At 64.7% G+C, this 14,526-nt stretch carries 11 protein-coding genes; 6 read left to right on the plus strand and 5 right to left on the minus strand.

Annotated elements, in window-relative coordinates; genetic code table 11:
* Positions 1 to 41: 41 nt before the first annotated feature.
* The 5 genes from LMJ30_RS10500 to LMJ30_RS10520 all read left to right on the plus strand — a co-directional run bounded on the left by LMJ30_RS10500 (position 42) and on the right by LMJ30_RS10520 (position 3,178).
* Positions 42 to 704, plus strand: coding sequence for a response regulator (locus LMJ30_RS10500; protein WP_229432296.1), 663 nt, complete (start codon positions 42 to 44; stop codon positions 702 to 704).
* Positions 701 to 2,026: an ATP-binding protein gene (locus LMJ30_RS10505; protein WP_229432297.1), complete on the plus strand. Its 1,326-nt coding sequence runs from the start codon at positions 701 to 703 to the stop codon at positions 2,024 to 2,026. Before LMJ30_RS10500 ends, LMJ30_RS10505 begins: the two co-directional genes overlap by 4 nt.
* A gap of 85 nt (positions 2,027 to 2,111) precedes the next feature.
* On the plus strand, positions 2,112 to 2,444 hold the full coding sequence (locus LMJ30_RS10510; protein WP_229432298.1) for an ArsR/SmtB family transcription factor: 333 nt from the start codon (positions 2,112 to 2,114) through the stop codon (positions 2,442 to 2,444).
* A gap of 8 nt (positions 2,445 to 2,452) precedes the next feature.
* Positions 2,453 to 2,710 carry a hypothetical protein gene (locus LMJ30_RS10515; RefSeq protein WP_229432299.1) on the plus strand — a complete coding sequence of 86 codons (258 nt, stop codon included), beginning with the start codon at positions 2,453 to 2,455 and terminating at the stop codon, positions 2,708 to 2,710.
* A gap of 36 nt (positions 2,711 to 2,746) precedes the next feature.
* Positions 2,747 to 3,178 carry a protein kinase family protein gene (locus tag LMJ30_RS10520; protein WP_229432300.1) on the plus strand — a complete coding sequence of 144 codons (432 nt, stop codon included), beginning with the start codon at positions 2,747 to 2,749 and terminating at the stop codon, positions 3,176 to 3,178.
* 107 nt (positions 3,179 to 3,285) lie between these two features.
* Here LMJ30_RS10520 and LMJ30_RS10525 read toward each other — a convergent pair whose 3' ends face one another.
* Both LMJ30_RS10525 and LMJ30_RS10530 read right to left on the minus strand, forming a co-directional pair.
* A complete protein-coding gene (locus LMJ30_RS10525; protein WP_229432301.1) occupies positions 3,286 to 5,106 on the minus strand; it encodes a M61 family metallopeptidase in 1,821 nt (606 codons plus the stop codon).
* A gap of 150 nt (positions 5,107 to 5,256) precedes the next feature.
* Complete coding sequence (locus LMJ30_RS10530; protein ID WP_229432302.1) at positions 5,257 to 7,650, minus strand: TonB-dependent receptor plug domain-containing protein; 2,394 nt, start codon at positions 7,648 to 7,650, stop codon at positions 5,257 to 5,259.
* Positions 7,651 to 7,853: 203 nt separating this feature from the next.
* On the opposite strand from LMJ30_RS10530, the gene LMJ30_RS10535 reads away from it, so the two are divergent.
* Positions 7,854 to 11,036: an error-prone DNA polymerase gene (locus LMJ30_RS10535; RefSeq protein ID WP_229432303.1), complete on the plus strand. Its 3,183-nt coding sequence runs from the start codon at positions 7,854 to 7,856 to the stop codon at positions 11,034 to 11,036.
* A 59-nt stretch (positions 11,037 to 11,095) separates the two neighbouring features.
* On the opposite strand, the gene LMJ30_RS10540 is transcribed toward LMJ30_RS10535, so the two are convergent.
* The 3 genes from LMJ30_RS10540 to LMJ30_RS10550 all read right to left on the minus strand — a co-directional run bounded on the left by LMJ30_RS10540 (position 11,096) and on the right by LMJ30_RS10550 (position 14,526).
* The gene (locus LMJ30_RS10540) at positions 11,096 to 12,793 is read right to left on the minus strand and encodes a methyl-accepting chemotaxis protein (protein ID WP_229432304.1); all 1,698 of its coding nucleotides are present in this window, start codon (positions 12,791 to 12,793) and stop codon (positions 11,096 to 11,098) included.
* 177 nt (positions 12,794 to 12,970) lie between these two features.
* Positions 12,971 to 13,375 (minus strand): PRC-barrel domain-containing protein, encoded by a 405-nt coding sequence (locus LMJ30_RS10545; RefSeq protein ID WP_229432305.1) that lies wholly within the window; start codon positions 13,373 to 13,375, stop codon positions 12,971 to 12,973.
* A gap of 92 nt (positions 13,376 to 13,467) precedes the next feature.
* On the minus strand, positions 13,468 to 14,526 hold the full coding sequence (locus tag LMJ30_RS10550) for a M48 family metallopeptidase (RefSeq protein WP_229432306.1): 1,059 nt from the start codon (positions 14,524 to 14,526) through the stop codon (positions 13,468 to 13,470).

The following is a 14,526-nucleotide window of genomic DNA, read 5'->3' on the forward strand; positions in this document are numbered from 1 at the left end:
TCGTGAGTCGTCCACCGCATTAATCGAGAAACGGGGAAGTGATGCGGCTACTGCTGGTGGAAGACGATACGATGATCGGCGAAGTAGTGCTCGACCTGTTAAGGGCCGAGCACTACGCCGTCGACTGGGTCAAGGATGGCGAGATGGCGGACACCGCGCTGCTGCAATCGCAGGCCTACGACCTCGTGCTGCTGGACCTTGGCCTGCCGCGCAAGGACGGCATTGAAGTGCTGCGCTCGATGCGCGCACGCAAAGACCAGACCCCGGTGCTGGTGGCCACCGCGCGCGACTCGGTCGAACAGCGCATCGCCGGCCTCGACGCCGGCGCCGACGACTACGTCCTCAAACCCTACGACCTCGATGAACTGCTGGCGCGCATTCGCGCCTTGCTGCGCCGCTCCGCCGGCCGCGGCGAACCGGTTTTCGAGTACAAGAACATCAGCATCAATCCCGCCACCCGCGAAGTGCAGGTCGACGGCGCCATGGTCACCTTGTCGGCGCGCGAATGGGCCGTGCTCGAAGCGCTGATCGCGCGGCCCGGCGTGGTGCTGTCGCGGCCGCAGCTCGAAGAAAAGCTGTATAGCTGGCGCGATGAAGTGAGCAGCAATGCGGTTGAAGTCTACATCCACGGCCTGCGCAAGAAGCTGGGCAGTGAACTGATCCAGAACGTGCGCGGGGTCGGCTACATGGTCCCGAAACAATGAAGGTATCCCACTCGCTGCGCGGCCGCTTGCTGTGGTTCCTGCTGGCCGCCATTTCGATCGCCACCCTGGCGCAGGCCTCGATCGCCTACCGCACCTCGTTGCGCGACGCCGACGAGATCTTCGACTATCACATGCAGCAGATGGCGCTGTCGCTGCGTTCCGGTGCACCGCTGTCGAGCAGCGAAGCACGCGAATCGGTCGAAGCCGGCGCCGAAAACAACGACCTGATGGTGCAGGTCTGGACGCCCGACGGCGTGCAGGTGTTCCGCACCTTCTCGCGCGCACGCCTGCCGCAGCACGCGGTGCTCGGCTTCTCCAACGTCAAGGCGAACGGCACCACTTACCGCATCTTCTCGGTCCAGACCCGCAACCAGACTGTCCAGGTGGCGCAGGATATGGCGGTTCGGCGCAAGATCGCCGGCAACCTGGCGCTGCGCACCGTGGGCCCGATCGCAGTGATGATGCCGATCCTGATGCTGGTCGTCTGGTGGGTGGTCAGCGGCTCGCTCGAACCCGTAGCGCGCGTGCGCAAACAGGTCGCGGCGCGCCAGGCGGACGACCTGTCGCCGGTGTCGGAGTCCGGGCTGCCTGACGAAGTACTGCCCCTGGTGCAGGAATTGAACCTGCTGTTCGGTCGCGTGAGGACGGCTTTCGACGCCCAGCAGCATTTCGTGGCCGACGCGGCCCATGAGCTGCGCACGCCGCTGGCGGCGCTCAAGCTGCAGGCCCAAAGCCTGGAACGTGCCGATAACGAGGAAGCACGCGGCGTCGCCGTGGGACGCCTTACTGCTGGCATCGATCGCGCCACGCGCCTGGTCGAGCAGCTGCTCGTGCTGGCTCGGCAGGAAGCCAGTGCCGCCAGCGGCATCAAGCTGCAGCATGTGCCGCTGGCCGACCTGGCGCGCCGCACGCTGGGTGACCTGGCCGGCCCTGCACAGGCCAAGGGAATCGACCTCGGACTCGAAAGGGCCGACGACGCCAGCATCCAGGGCCAGCCCGACGCGCTCGCGATCCTGATGCGCAACCTGGTCGACAACGCGATCAAGTACACGCCGGCCGCCGGCAAGGTCGATGTGGAAGTGCGCGCGAGCGATAACGGCGCCACCCTTACTGTCGAAGACAGCGGCCCTGGCATTCCGGTGGAAGAGCGCGACAGGGTGTTCGACCGCTTCTACCGCATCGCCGGCAGCGAAGCGGGCGGCAGCGGCATCGGCATGGCCATCGTCAAGGCGATCGCCGACCGGCATGGCGCAAAGCTGGTGCTCGGACAGTCCGAACGGCTCGGCGGCCTGAGCGTGAGTGTCGAGTTCCGCCGGAACTAGGCAAGGCAATCCTATCCAATCAGGTTTTTGGTTCGCAAGCGAGCCGGCGGTTGACTTGCTTTCATGTGTCAGTTATTGTTTACACGTGAAAGCGAAAAACCATTCATTAGAAGGAGACCAGCTGCTGGCGATGTTGTCGGCCCTGTCCAGTCCCCACCGGCTGCGGATCATCGCGTCGCTGGCCTCTGGCGGGCGCAATTACGTCAGCCAGCTGGCGCGGGAGATCGGCATCAGCCGTCCGCTGCTGCACCTGCACCTGCAAAAGCTTGAAAGTGCCGGCCTGGTGACCAGCCAGCTCGAAGTGTCGGACGATGGCAAGGCGCTCAACTACTTTGAAGTCAACCGTTTCAATATCGAGCTCACGCCCGAAGCGATCGCAGAAGCCGTGAAGACCCTGACAACCAACCTTGAAAAATAGAGAACGAAATGGCCGAACACGTGTATTTGTTGACGCTCTTCCTGCCGCTGGCGACCGCGCTGATCATCTTCGGCATGAAGTACTACGCCGCGATCCAGCAGGCCAAGGCGCGCCTTGCCAGCGACGAGGCTTACCGCCAGGTAGCGGAACAGGCGGCAGCGGCGCAGGCTGAAACGGCAGCGACGCTGGCGGCGATGAACGCGACGCTGGGCGACGTCAAGGCGCGTCTCGCGGTGGTGGAAAAGATCTTGAAGGAAGTCGAATAGGAACAGCAGTCCAATCAACCGTCAAAGGAGTTTGCCATGTCTGAAGTCAGCACAGTAAGGCTTTACCTGTTAAGGGCGATGTACCTGTTGATCGCCGTCGGCCTCGGGTTGAACATCTGGCCCCTGATCATCTCGCCGCCGACGATTGACGCTAACGCGAACACCGTCATCTGGTCGCTGCTTGGCGGGCTGGCGCTGGTGTCGTTGCTGGGATTGCGCTATCCGCTGCAGATGCTGCCGGTGCTTATTTTCGAGCTGGTGTGGAAGGTCATCTGGGTGGTGGCGTTTGCCGTGCCGATGTGGATGGGGCCGGGGCTCGACGCGTATGCGGCCGAAACGCTGTTTGCAACCGGGATGGGGATCGTGCTGGTGCCGCTGGTGCTGCCCTGGGGGTACGTGGTCAGGCATTACATCAAGGCGCGGTCCGAACCGTGGGGGAGTGTGAGCGTGCGCCGTCCCGCAGTCTGACAAAGGCGTAGGGCGGATAAGCGAAGCGCATCCGCCGAATGTTTGCGTCGCGTTGACGCTAATTCGGCGGAGGCGCTTCGCTTGTCCGCCCTACGTTGTGGTACTGCTTACTTCTTCTTTGCTTCTTCCTTCGGCCACGGCATTCCCAGCCAGGCTTCGTTCAGGGCCTTCTGCCCGGCGGTCGGCTTGTCCAGCGCCTTCACCTTGGCTTTGCCCTTGGGCTGCAGCACAGGAGTGAGCTGGACTTCGCGCAGTTCGTCGCGGCGGAACATGTGCAGCTTGAACGGCGCCGTCTTCGACAGGTACAGCTTCTCCGACAGGTCCTTGGCCGATACCTTCAGGCCGTTGACCGCCACCAGCACGTCGCCGGACACGATGCCCGCCTTCCATGCCGGGCTGTCACGCTCGACTTCAGTCACCACCGCCGGGTCGCTACCTTCGCGCATCTTCCACCCGGCCCACCATTCTTCCTTCTGTTCTTCGTCCTTCGGCACGTCGATCATGTACTGCATGCCGACCGTCTTGAGCAAATCAGCGAACGGGATCTCGGCGGTGCCGTCGACGTACTGGCTCCACCAGCCGCTCCAGTCGCTGCCGCTGACCTGGCGCAGCGCAGCCTTGACCGCAACCGGATCGTAGCCTCCCTGTGCCACCGAGTGCTTGTCGAACAAAACGCGGTGCACGTCTTCGAGGCCTTTGGCGCCCTTGGTCTGGCGGCGCAGCTCGATGTCCATCATCAGGCCCAGTACCTGGCCCTTCGAGTAGATGTTCACCGATGCGTTGCGCGCGCGCTCGCCGCCAACCGCGATCCATTCGTCGAAGCTCGACTCGGCGGCGCTCTGGTGGAAGCGGCCCGGCTGGTGCAGGTAGTCTTCGATGGTCTTGGCGTATTCCTCCATGAATTCCTCGCGCTTCTGCAGGCCTGCGCGCAGCACGATCATTTCATCGAAATACGAGGTGTGGCCTTCGGCGATCCACAGCAGCGGGTTGTAGTTCTCCTTCTGGTATTCGTAAGGGACCATCTCCTTCGGACGGTAGGCCTTGACGTTCCAGGTGTGGAAGAACTCGTGCGCGGCGGTGCGCAGGAAGCCGAGGTAGTCCTTGCGCTTGGCGAACATCCAGCGTGGGCGCTGGATCACGGTGGAGTTCAGGTGCTCGGTCGCGCCGCCGGCGCCGTCGGTGGCGTGGACGATGAACAGGTAGCGCTGGAACGGCCACTTGCCGCCATACAGCTTGCCGCCTTCGATGACGATCTTCTTCAGGTCTTCGGTCATCTTCTTGCCGTCGTAGTTACCACGGCCCCAGATGGCCACTTCGATCGTACGGCCGTCGACCGTCGTCGTGTGGAATTCATGGATGCCGGTTTCAATCGGCGAGTCGACCAGCACGTCGTAGTTCGGCGCGACGAAGCAGTGGCCGCATGCGCCCGCGTCCATGCCCGAGCGCGATTGCCAGTTGGCCGGCACGTCCAGCTTGACCTTCACCGGCTCATTGCGGAACGGCTGCGCGTAGACGAACACGCCGCTGGCGTCGAGGTAGGCATGGGTGTCGTCGATGTGGCGGGTGCGTTCGCCCAGTACGTTGGCGTATACCTCGTAGCTGACGGTGACCGCGTCGCCCGGCCTGGTCTGGACCTGCCACGTGCCCTTGTCGGTCTTTGCCACCGGCAGCGCTTCGCCTTTGGCGTTGACGGCCTTGAAGGTACGCACGCCGTTGGCGAGATTGAGGATCTGGTAGCGGCCGGTGCGCCAGTTAGGCATCTGGACGTCGAGCGTGGCGCCGGTCACCGCCGGGAAGGTGGCGCGCACTTCGGCCAGGTGCTGGGCGGCGTCGCTGATGCGCAGCTGGTAATCGACATCGGCGCGCGCGGCAGGGGCGGCCGCGAGCAGGAACAAGGGAAGGGCGTAGGCGAGGAATGTAGGTTTCATATCCGGCTGGGTAAATGGCGTAGCGCGCAAGTGTATCTCAGGCGAACAAGGCAGGCTAGCGCGGCGTTGCGGTGTATTTATGCGGGCCCTGGATGGAAAAACGGCGCCCTGTGCCGGTTGGCAGAGGGCGCCGTCGTCACGCGTGGACGCTTAGAACTTGTGCCACAGGCGCGCGAAGTAGGATGCGCCATTCAGGCCGAACTGCACCGACTCGTACTTGAAGCCATTGTCGGTTTCGTTCTCGTCCTGCACCGTTGGCTTGACGTTGAAGATGTTCGCGCCGCCAACCGTCAGCTTGGTCTTCTCGCTGAGGTTGTAGGTGAAGCTCAGGTCTGCCGAGGTCTTTGCCTTGTAGTGCTGGTTCGGTACCGATTCGCTGCCCGACCACGTGCCCAGGGTTTGCGGACCAAAGTGGATGATCTTGAATTCGGTGCCGACTTTGCCGAGCAGGTATTCGAACGCCAGCGTGGCCTTGCGGCGCGGGCCGCCCTGCTCGATGAACAGGCGCTCGCGCTCGGACAGCAGCACGTCCTCGTAACCGCTGAACACCGCAGGTGCGTGCACCGCGGTGACTTCGGTTTTGCTGAGGTTCATGGCGAGGAAGGTATTCAGCTTGCCTGGTCCAACGTCGGCGCGGTGCGACACCGTCAGGTCCAGGCCCTGGGTCTTGGTGTCGATCGAGTTGACGAAGAACTGCGCGGCGCCGACGCCGAGGGTGTTCAGCAGCGGAACGATCGGCGCGAAGTTATCCGCGTCGAAGCGGCCCGAGAACACGATGCGGTCGTCGATGGCGATGCGGTACAGGTCGGCCGTTACCGACGTCGACTGGGTTGGCGTCCAGGTCGCGCCCAGGGTGAAGCTGGTCGATTCTTCTTCCTTCAGCTTTGGAATGCCGATGGCATTGGCCACGGCGCCGCCGTTCGGCGCGAACACCGAGTCGATCGGACGGCCGTTGACGAACTCGGTGAAGGTCGAGGAGAAGTACGCCTGCTGCAGAGAAGGTGCGCGGAAGCCGGTGCTGGCCGAGCCGCGCAGCAGGAAGGCGTCGGTGAGCTTGTAGGCGGCGGCCAGCTTGCCGGTGACGCTGCTGCCGAAGTCGCTGAACTTCTCGTAACGCACTGCGCTCAGTACCTTCAGGCGGTCGGTCACGTCGGTTTCGACGTCGACATAGGCGGCCACGCTGTGGCGGTCACGGTCGGTCACGTCGGCCGGGCGGAAGCCAGGGAACCCCTGGCTGCCTGGGTCGCCGCCGAAGCCTGGGCCGTCGGCGTCGATGTAGGAGCCTGGCTCGCCGGCGAAGATCTGGTAGTTTTCGGTGCGGTACTCGGCGCCGAACGCCAGGTTCAGGCCACTCATGATGCCTGGGTAGAAGCGCGCCACGTCCACGTTGGTGGTCATCTGCTCGGCCGAGAAGCCGCCGGCGTCAAACTCGGACGCGCTCTTGCCGGGGCCGCCGGCCAGCAGGTCTGCATTGGCGATCGACGCGTTGAGCGTATTGCGGATCGTGTAGTGCATCTTGTTGTAGCCGTAGGTCTGCGACAGGTCGGCAGTCCAGTCGCCCAGGTTGGTGCGGTAGCCGAGGGTGCCGTACTGGTCGTCGATGATCGCGTCGATGTATGGCGCGAAGCCGTTCGGGTACATCGCCTGCGCATTGCGGGTCGGGATCTGGTCCGGGCCGCGGCCGAAGGCGGCCGACGAAGCGTCGCGTTTCTGCAGTCCGGCGGTGAAGTACACCTTGCCCGGGCCGGCAGGAATTTCGCCATTCAGGTAGACGGTCTGGTTTTCGACCTTGGAGTCGCCAATTGTGCGCAGGCTGCCAGGATCGGCGCGGTTGGAGCGGTCGCGGTCGAGGTATTCGGCAGTGATGCCGACCACGCCGCCAGCGATCGGCACGCCGCAGTAGCCGGAGGCCAGCAGGTTCTCGCCGTCGCCCTTGGAATACTGGCCGACGCCGAATACGGTTTCGCAGCCGAGCGATTTTTTCAGTTCGACGTTGATCACGCCGGCGATGGCGTCGGAGCCGTACTGCGCTGCCGCGCCGTCGCGCAGCACCTGGATGTTCTTCACCGCCAGCAGCGGGATCGCGTTCATGTCGGTACCGGTGTTGCCGCGGTTGCGCGCGCCGAAGATGTTCACCAGCGAGGTGCTGTGGCGGCGCTTGCCGTTCATGAGTACCAGGGTCTGGTCCGAGCCGAGGCCGCGCAGCGCGGCCGAATCGACCAGGTCGGCGCCGTCCGCGCCGGTCTGGCGGGTCGAGTTGAACGATGGCGAAATGTAGGTCAGGGTCTGCGCGAGGTCGAACTGGCTGCCTTGTTCGGCGAGCTTGGTCATTGGGATGAAGTCGACCGGGACGGCGGTTTCGGTGGCCGACGTGGTGGCGGCGCGGCGCGAACCGACGATGCTGACGGTGGGCACCACGTCGCTGGACTGGGCCTGCGGCGCTGCCGTAGCCTGGGCAAAGGCGGTTGGGGCAAGTGCGGCCAGGGCGACACTGCCGTACAGGCTGGTGAGGACCGAACGGCGAAGGGTGGTGAGTTTGAACACGCGGCAGTCTCCGGAAACGAAAAAATTCATTCTAAACACTTATCACCTAGGAAAGTGTGGCTAGGTGACAACAGCGTAAATATAGCTGCGTGCAGCCACAGGGTGTCGCCGAGGCATGCTAGAGGCGCGCCGGCAGGGCGCAATCGGGATTTGTCGCTCGCCAGTGCATGGTTTATACTGTTTTTTTATACAGTATTATTTCCATGTTTCCTGTCCCGATGACGCAGAGCCTGCCCGACTACGCCGAGCTGTTCTGCCTGACCAATTTCTCCTTCCTGCATGGCGCCTCGCATGCCGAGGAACTGGTCGCGCGCGCCGTGCAGCTGGGTTATTCGGCGCTGGCCATCACCGACGAATGTTCGCTGGCCGGGGTGGTGCGGGCGCACGCGGTGGCCAAGCGCGAGGGACTGCCGCTGCTGGTCGGCGCGCACTTCCATCTGCAGAACCGCGACGGCAGCCCGGCGCTGTCGCTGGTGGTGCTGGCGCAGAACCGCAACGGCTACGGCAACCTGTCCGAGCTGATCACGCTGGCGCGCACGCGCAGCGAAAAGGGCAGCTACCTGATCACGCCGCACGATTTCGCCGACCCCGCGCCGGAACAGGCGCACCTGAAGGGACTGCCCGACTGCCTGGCGATCCTGCTGCCATCCTATCCGGGACATGACGCGGCCGACGTCGACCGCCTGCACCGGCAATGCGCGTGGATGGCGTCCACCTTCCCGGGGCGCGCCTGGGTCGGGCTGAACCTGCTGCACCGCGCCTACGACGACGCCCACCGCAGCACCATCGAAGAAGTCGCATGGCAGCACCGGCTGCCGATTACCGCGGTCGGCCACGTCTGCATGCACGTCCGTTCGCGCAAGCCGATGCACGACACCCTGTGCGCGATCCGGCTTGGCAAGGCGGTGTCCGAATGCGGCTACTCGCTGTCGCAAAACGCCGAGCAGCACCTGCGCGCGCGGCTGCGGCTGGCGAACATCTATGCGCCTGAAGTGCTGGCCGAGACGCTGCGCATCGCGCGGCTGTGCACCTTCTCGCTCGACGAACTGCGCTACGAATATCCCGACGAGCTGGTGCCGCCCGGGCAAACCGCCGCCGGCTACCTGCGCGCCGAAACCTACATCGGCGCGCACCACCGCTTCCCGCAGGGGATACCGGCCAGGGTGCAGGCGCAGATCGAATATGAACTCGACCTGATCGGGCAATTGAAGTACGAGCCTTACTTCCTGACCGTGTATGACATCGTGCGCTATGCGCGCTCGGTTGGCATTTTGTGCCAGGGGCGGGGGTCGGCGGCCAACAGTGCGGTCTGCTACTGCCTCGGCATCACCGAGGTCGACCCGGCGCGCGGCAACCTGCTGTTCGAGCGCTTCATCTCGAAGGAACGCAACGAGCCGCCCGACATCGACGTCGACTTCGAACACCAGCGGCGCGAAGAAGTCATCCAGTACATCTACCAGAAGTACGGGCGTGCGCGGGCCGCGCTGGCGGCGGTGGTGATCTCGTACCGGCCCAAGAGCGCGCTGCGCGACAGCGGCAAGGCGCTCGGCATCGACCTGGCGATCGTCGAAAAGGTCGCCAAGAACCACCACTGGTTCGACAGCAAGGAAGACCTGGTCAACCGGCTGGCCGAAAGCGGGCTCGATCCCGAGTCCGGCCTGGCGCAGCAATGGGCCACGCTGGCGCAGCGCCTGCTTGGCTTCCCGCGCCACCTGTCGCAGCACCCCGGCGGCTTCGTCATCGCACAGGGCAAGCTGTCGCGCCTCGTCCCGATCGAGAACGCGGCGATGGCCGACCGCAGCGTCATCCAGTGGGACAAGGACGACCTTGAAGAACTCGGCCTGCTCAAGGTCGACATCCTCGCGCTGGGCATGCTGTCGGCGCTGCGCCGCACGCTCGACCTGGTGGGCCAGCAGCGCGGCATGGTGTTCTCGATGCAGGACATCCCGGCCGAAGACCCGGCCACCTACGACATGATCTGCGCGGCGGACACCATCGGCGTCTTCCAGATCGAATCGCGCGCGCAAATGAGCATGCTGCCGCGGATGCGTCCGCGCACCTTCTACGACCTGGTGATCGAAGTGGCGGTGGTGCGCCCGGGCCCGATCCAGGGCGGCATGGTGCACCCGTATTTGCGGCGCAGGCAGGGACTGGAGCCGGTCAACTACCCCAAGCCCGAGATGAAGGTCGCGCTGGAGCGCACGCTGGGCGTGCCGATTTTCCAGGAGCAGGTGATGCAGGTGGCGATGCTGGCGGCCGGCTTCACGCCGGGCGAAGCGGACCAGCTGCGGCGCGCCATGGCGGCGTGGAAGCGCAAGGGCGGGCTGGAAAAATACTATGAACGGATCGTCGGCGGCATGCTCGAACGCGGCTACGAAAGGGAGTTTGCAGAATCGATCTTCAGCCAGATCCAGGGCTTCGGCGAATACGGCTTCCCCGAATCGCACGCCGCCAGTTTCGCGTTGCTGGCATACGCCAGCTCCTGGCTCAAGTGCCATGAACCGGCGGCCTTCATGTGCGCGCTGCTCAACAGCCAGCCGATGGGCTTCTATAGCCCCTCGCAACTGGTGCAGGACGCGCAGCGGCACGGCATCGAAGTGCGGCCGGTGGACATCGCCATCAGCGGCTGGGACAGCACGCTGGAGCCTGCAACGGGACCGCAGGCAGGGGAGCGGCCGCAAGCGGCGGTGCGCCTTGGCCTGTCGCTCCAGCGCGGCATGCGCAAGGAAGCGGCCGCGCGGATCGAAGACGCGCGCGCGATCCGGCCGTTTGCCAGCGTTAGCGACCTGGCGCGCCGCGCGCAGCTGGACCGCCACGACCTGCAGGTGCTGGCCGGCGCCAACGCGCTCCAGTCGCTGGCCGGCAACCGGCGCCAGGCGCTGTGGCAGGCGGTGGGCGCGGTGCCCGACAAGGACCTGCTGCGGCCTACCTCGCTGGCCGAGGACACGCCGCAGCTGGCGGCGCCAAGCGAAGGCGACCAGATCGTCGGCGACTACCGTTCGCAGGGCCTGACCCTGGGGCGGCATCCGCTGGCGCTGCTGCGCCGGCAGCTGCTGGAAAAGCGCTTCATGCCCGCATCGACGCTGGCCGATTACCAGGACGGCCAGCTGGCGCGCGCCTGCGGCCTGGTTACCGTGCGCCAGCGCCCCGCAACCGCCAAGGGCGTGCTGTTCGTGACGCTGGAAGACGAGACCGGGAATGTCAATGTGATCGTATGGCCGTCGCTGGTGGAGCAGCAGCGGCGCGAGGTGCTGGGGGCGCCGCTGTTGGGCGTGTACGGAATCTGGCAAAGCCAGGGGCAGGTCAGGCACCTGGTGGCCAAGCGCCTGGTCGACATGTCGCACCTGCTCGGCCGGCTCGACACCGCCAGCCGCAACTTCTGCTAATCGATCTTTACGGAGTATGGGTTCCCGCCTTCGCGGGAACGACGTGGCAGCCGGTCAGGTCAAAACTGTTCCCAGTCGTCGCCGGCCGTTACAGCATCGCGCTTGCGCTTTGGCGCCGCGATCGATGGCTTGCTGGCGGCCGGACGTGCCACCGGTGCGCGTGCGACCGGCGCGCGCGCCGTCGCAGCCCTGGCTACCGGCGCCGTATCGCGGTCAAGCTTGAAGACGCTGACCACCTGCGCCAGCTGGCCCGCCTGTTCCTGCATCGAGCCGGCCGCTGCCGCCGCTTCCTCGACCAGCGCGGCGTTCTGCTGGGTCACTTCGTCCATCTGGCCGATCGCCGAGTTGACCTGCTCGATGCCGCCGGTCTGCTCCGCGCTGGCGCTGGAGATCTCGGCCATGATGTCGGTCACGCGGCGGATGCTGGCCACCACTTGCTCCATCGTGGTTCCCGCACGGTCCACCAGCACGGTGCCGGCGTCGACTTTTTCAACCGAGTCGCCGATCAGGCCCTTGATCTCTTTGGCGGCCGCCGCCGAACGCTGCGCCAGGGTGCGCACTTCCGACGCCACCACCGCAAAGCCGCGCCCCTGTTCGCCGGCGCGCGCCGCTTCCACCGCCGCATTGAGCGCGAGGATATTGGTCTGGAACGCGATGCCGTCGATGACGCCGATGATGTCGACGATCTTGCGCGACGAGTCGTTGATCGAGCCCATCGTGGCGATGACCTGGCCGACCACCGCGCCGCCCTGTACCGCGATCTCGGACGCGGCCAGCGACAGCTGGTTGGCCTGGCGCGCGTTGTCGGCGTTCTGGCGCACCGTGGTGGTCAGTTCTTCCATCGAGGCGGCGGTTTCTTCGAGCGCGCTGGCCTGCTGTTCGGTGCGCGCCGACAGGTCGAGGTTGCCGTCGGCGATTTCGCGCGAGGCGGTGGAAATCGAGTCGGTGCCGCTGCGTACCTGCGACACGATGCCTACCAGGCTGTCGTTCATCTGGCGCAGTGCGCGCAGCAGGGCGCCGGTTTCGTCGGTGCTCGACACCGCGATCTGGCGGGTCAGGTCGCCGCTGGCCACCGTCTCGGCCAGCGCCACCGCTTCGCGGATCGGACGGACGATGCCAACCGTGAGCAGCCAGGAGCACAGTGCGCCGAGCAGGACCGCGCCAGCGGCGAGGGCGGCGATGAGCGTGGTGCTGAACGCCGCCGTTTCATCGATGGAGCGGGCGGTCGTGTCCATGTTGTTGCGCTGCATGGCGACCAGCGCGCGTAACGATTCCTGATAGACGTTGGCAGCAGGCATAAATTCCTGCTCGAAAATCCGGGTCGCTTCGTCGGTATTGCCTTCGGCCTTGGCCTTGATGGCGCCGTCGCGCCCCGCGGTGTAGAGCTTGCGCTGGGCGATAATTTTGGCGTACAGGGTTTTTTCGGCGTCGCCGGCGATCAAAGGTTCGATCTGCTTGACCAGGTCGGCGGCGCTTTTCGCGGTCACCGCGGCATCTTCCTTGAAGAAAGGCCCGAGCGCCGGATCGGTGCTCTTGACGATCGCGGCAGTGCGGCGCACGGCGCCAAAGATCTGGGTGTACCAGTCGACGATCATGCGCTCTTTGGTCAGCGGCTGCGTCATCATCGCGCGGGTCGATTCGGCGACCTCGTTAAGGCGCCAGATGCCCACCGTGGCGATGACCGCCGTCATTGCCAGGATCAGCGTGAAGCCGATCGCCAGGCGTTTGCCAATTTGAATGTTTGCCAAAAATCCCATGTTGCCGCTTCCCCTGAAAACATCGCCGATGCGAATTCAAGGAGGGATTTTAAATGCCTTTGGGCAATCAATGGTGATTTATAGCACTAATTACTCGTCGTCCGCCACACGTTTGCAGAAGATAAACCCAGGCCACGGGGGGCAGGGCGGGCGCGCCGCCCCCGCAGGCGAGTTGTTTTATTGCGCGTGCTGGGTGCCGTAATAGCTATGGATCTGGTGGGCCCATTTCTGCTCGGCCATGTCCGGCCAGTGATCGGTGTCGAAGCCGGGAGCGTTTTCGATAAGCGATTTATCGACATCCATCGTGAAGCGCTTGTGCACAGTGTCAAGCGTCAGGGCTTCCCACGGCACCGCAAACAGCTTTTCGCCGATCGACAGCACGCCGCCGCTCGACATCACGGCGTAAGCGACCTTGCCGCTGCGCATGTCGAGCATGATCTCCTTGATCTCGCCAAGGTGCTCGTTCTTGAGGTTGTGGACGTGGTTGCCGATCAGCGTCTCGGCGCCCATCAGTTCAGGACCAGGGCCTTTGTGGCCTTTGTCGACATACATGCCGTAGGCATCGCGTTGTTCATAGGACATATCAGCCTCCATGGTGGGAAAAATTCCAGCATGGACTTTGGAGGGTGGCAAGTCTGTTCGCTGTTTCACTCAGGTAGGTGGCAATTCCTTGTTCACTGCTGCTTGCCGCGCTTGCCGGCGTTGCGGAGGTAGGCGCTGCGCTCTTCGGTGGCCGGATGGCTGCTGAGATATTGCCCGGCCTCCTGCATCCAGCGCGGCAGTGAACTTTGCCCGGGCGCCGCCTCGTCCAGCGTGTCGAACAGGTCGGCCAGCGCCGCCGGCGGCAGTTGCTGTTCAAGGAGGACATTGATCGCGTAGTCGTCGGCTTTGCGCTCCATGTCGCGCGAGTAGTCCATGTCGAACAAGACCGCGGGAGCGCCGGCCACGACTGCGCTGAAGTCGCCGACCAGTGCCGCCGACAGCACGGCCATCAGCGATGACCGCGCCAGCGCGCGCATCGAGTGGCGCCCTTCGATGTGGCCGATTTCATGGGCCAGCACGCCGGCCAGCGCGGCATAGTTGTCGTCGCTGAAGTGGTTTTCTTCGCCGAGGATATGCAGGATCATGCTGTCGGTAATGACGATCCTGCCATCGGGGAAGGCGAGCGCGTTGGGCGGCAGGTCCTCGGCGCTCATCACAACCAGGCGCAGCGGTACGCGCGATACCGCCGGCGCCACTGAATCGAATACCTCCTGTACCTCGGCAATGCGCTGTTCGCTCAGCCGGCTTTCGGCAAACCACCCGCCCTCCAGCGCCTTGAAGGCGGTGTCGCCGACTTGCTTGTCGACCGAAACGGGCAGGCCCGCCACGGCCCGCTCAGCCAGTGCCGGGATTCCCCATTTGACCGCGGCAAGCACGGTCACGGTGAGCAGCACAACGGCGATCAGTGCACCGTACCAGCGCTCTTGCCAGCGCACGACACGCGATTTGCGGTAGCCGAGTGCGGCTGCGACGGCGGCTTTTGCAGCAGGGTCGCCGATTTCACAACGGGCGCCATCGGCAAAGTCAAGCACGCTTGCCGCACCGGCGAACGGCTCGGCCATGGCGACTTCACTAAGCGGGTAGGACTTGACGATGTCCGCGCCAGCCAGCCCGATCATGCCGTTGCCAAGCTCAAGGTTGACGAGGTGCAGGCGCGCGCTGAGGCCGTCGAAATAGTTTGCTGAGATCAT

It is taken from the genome of Massilia agrisoli, from assembly GCF_020831365.1.
Classification (GTDB): domain Bacteria; phylum Pseudomonadota; class Gammaproteobacteria; order Burkholderiales; family Burkholderiaceae_D; genus Telluria_A; species Telluria_A agrisoli.

Coding starts and splice junctions, on each gene's coding strand:
- LMJ30_RS10500 (WP_229432296.1), top strand. CDS start 42: ATGCGGCTACTGCTGGTGGAAGACGATACGATGATCGGCGAAGTAGTG.
- LMJ30_RS10505 (WP_229432297.1), top strand. CDS start 701: ATGAAGGTATCCCACTCGCTGCGCGGCCGCTTGCTGTGGTTCCTGCTG.
- LMJ30_RS10515 (WP_229432299.1), top strand. CDS start 2,453: ATGGCCGAACACGTGTATTTGTTGACGCTCTTCCTGCCGCTGGCGACC.
- LMJ30_RS10520 (WP_229432300.1), top strand. CDS start 2,747: ATGTCTGAAGTCAGCACAGTAAGGCTTTACCTGTTAAGGGCGATGTAC.
- LMJ30_RS10525 (WP_229432301.1), bottom strand. CDS start 5,106: ATGAAACCTACATTCCTCGCCTACGCCCTTCCCTTGTTCCTGCTCGCG.
- LMJ30_RS10535 (WP_229432303.1), top strand. CDS start 7,854: ATGTTTCCTGTCCCGATGACGCAGAGCCTGCCCGACTACGCCGAGCTG.
- LMJ30_RS10540 (WP_229432304.1), bottom strand. CDS start 12,793: ATGGGATTTTTGGCAAACATTCAAATTGGCAAACGCCTGGCGATCGGC.
- LMJ30_RS10545 (WP_229432305.1), bottom strand. CDS start 13,375: ATGTCCTATGAACAACGCGATGCCTACGGCATGTATGTCGACAAAGGC.
- LMJ30_RS10550 (WP_229432306.1), bottom strand. CDS start 14,526: ATGATCTCAGCAAACTATTTCGACGGCCTCAGCGCGCGCCTGCACCTC.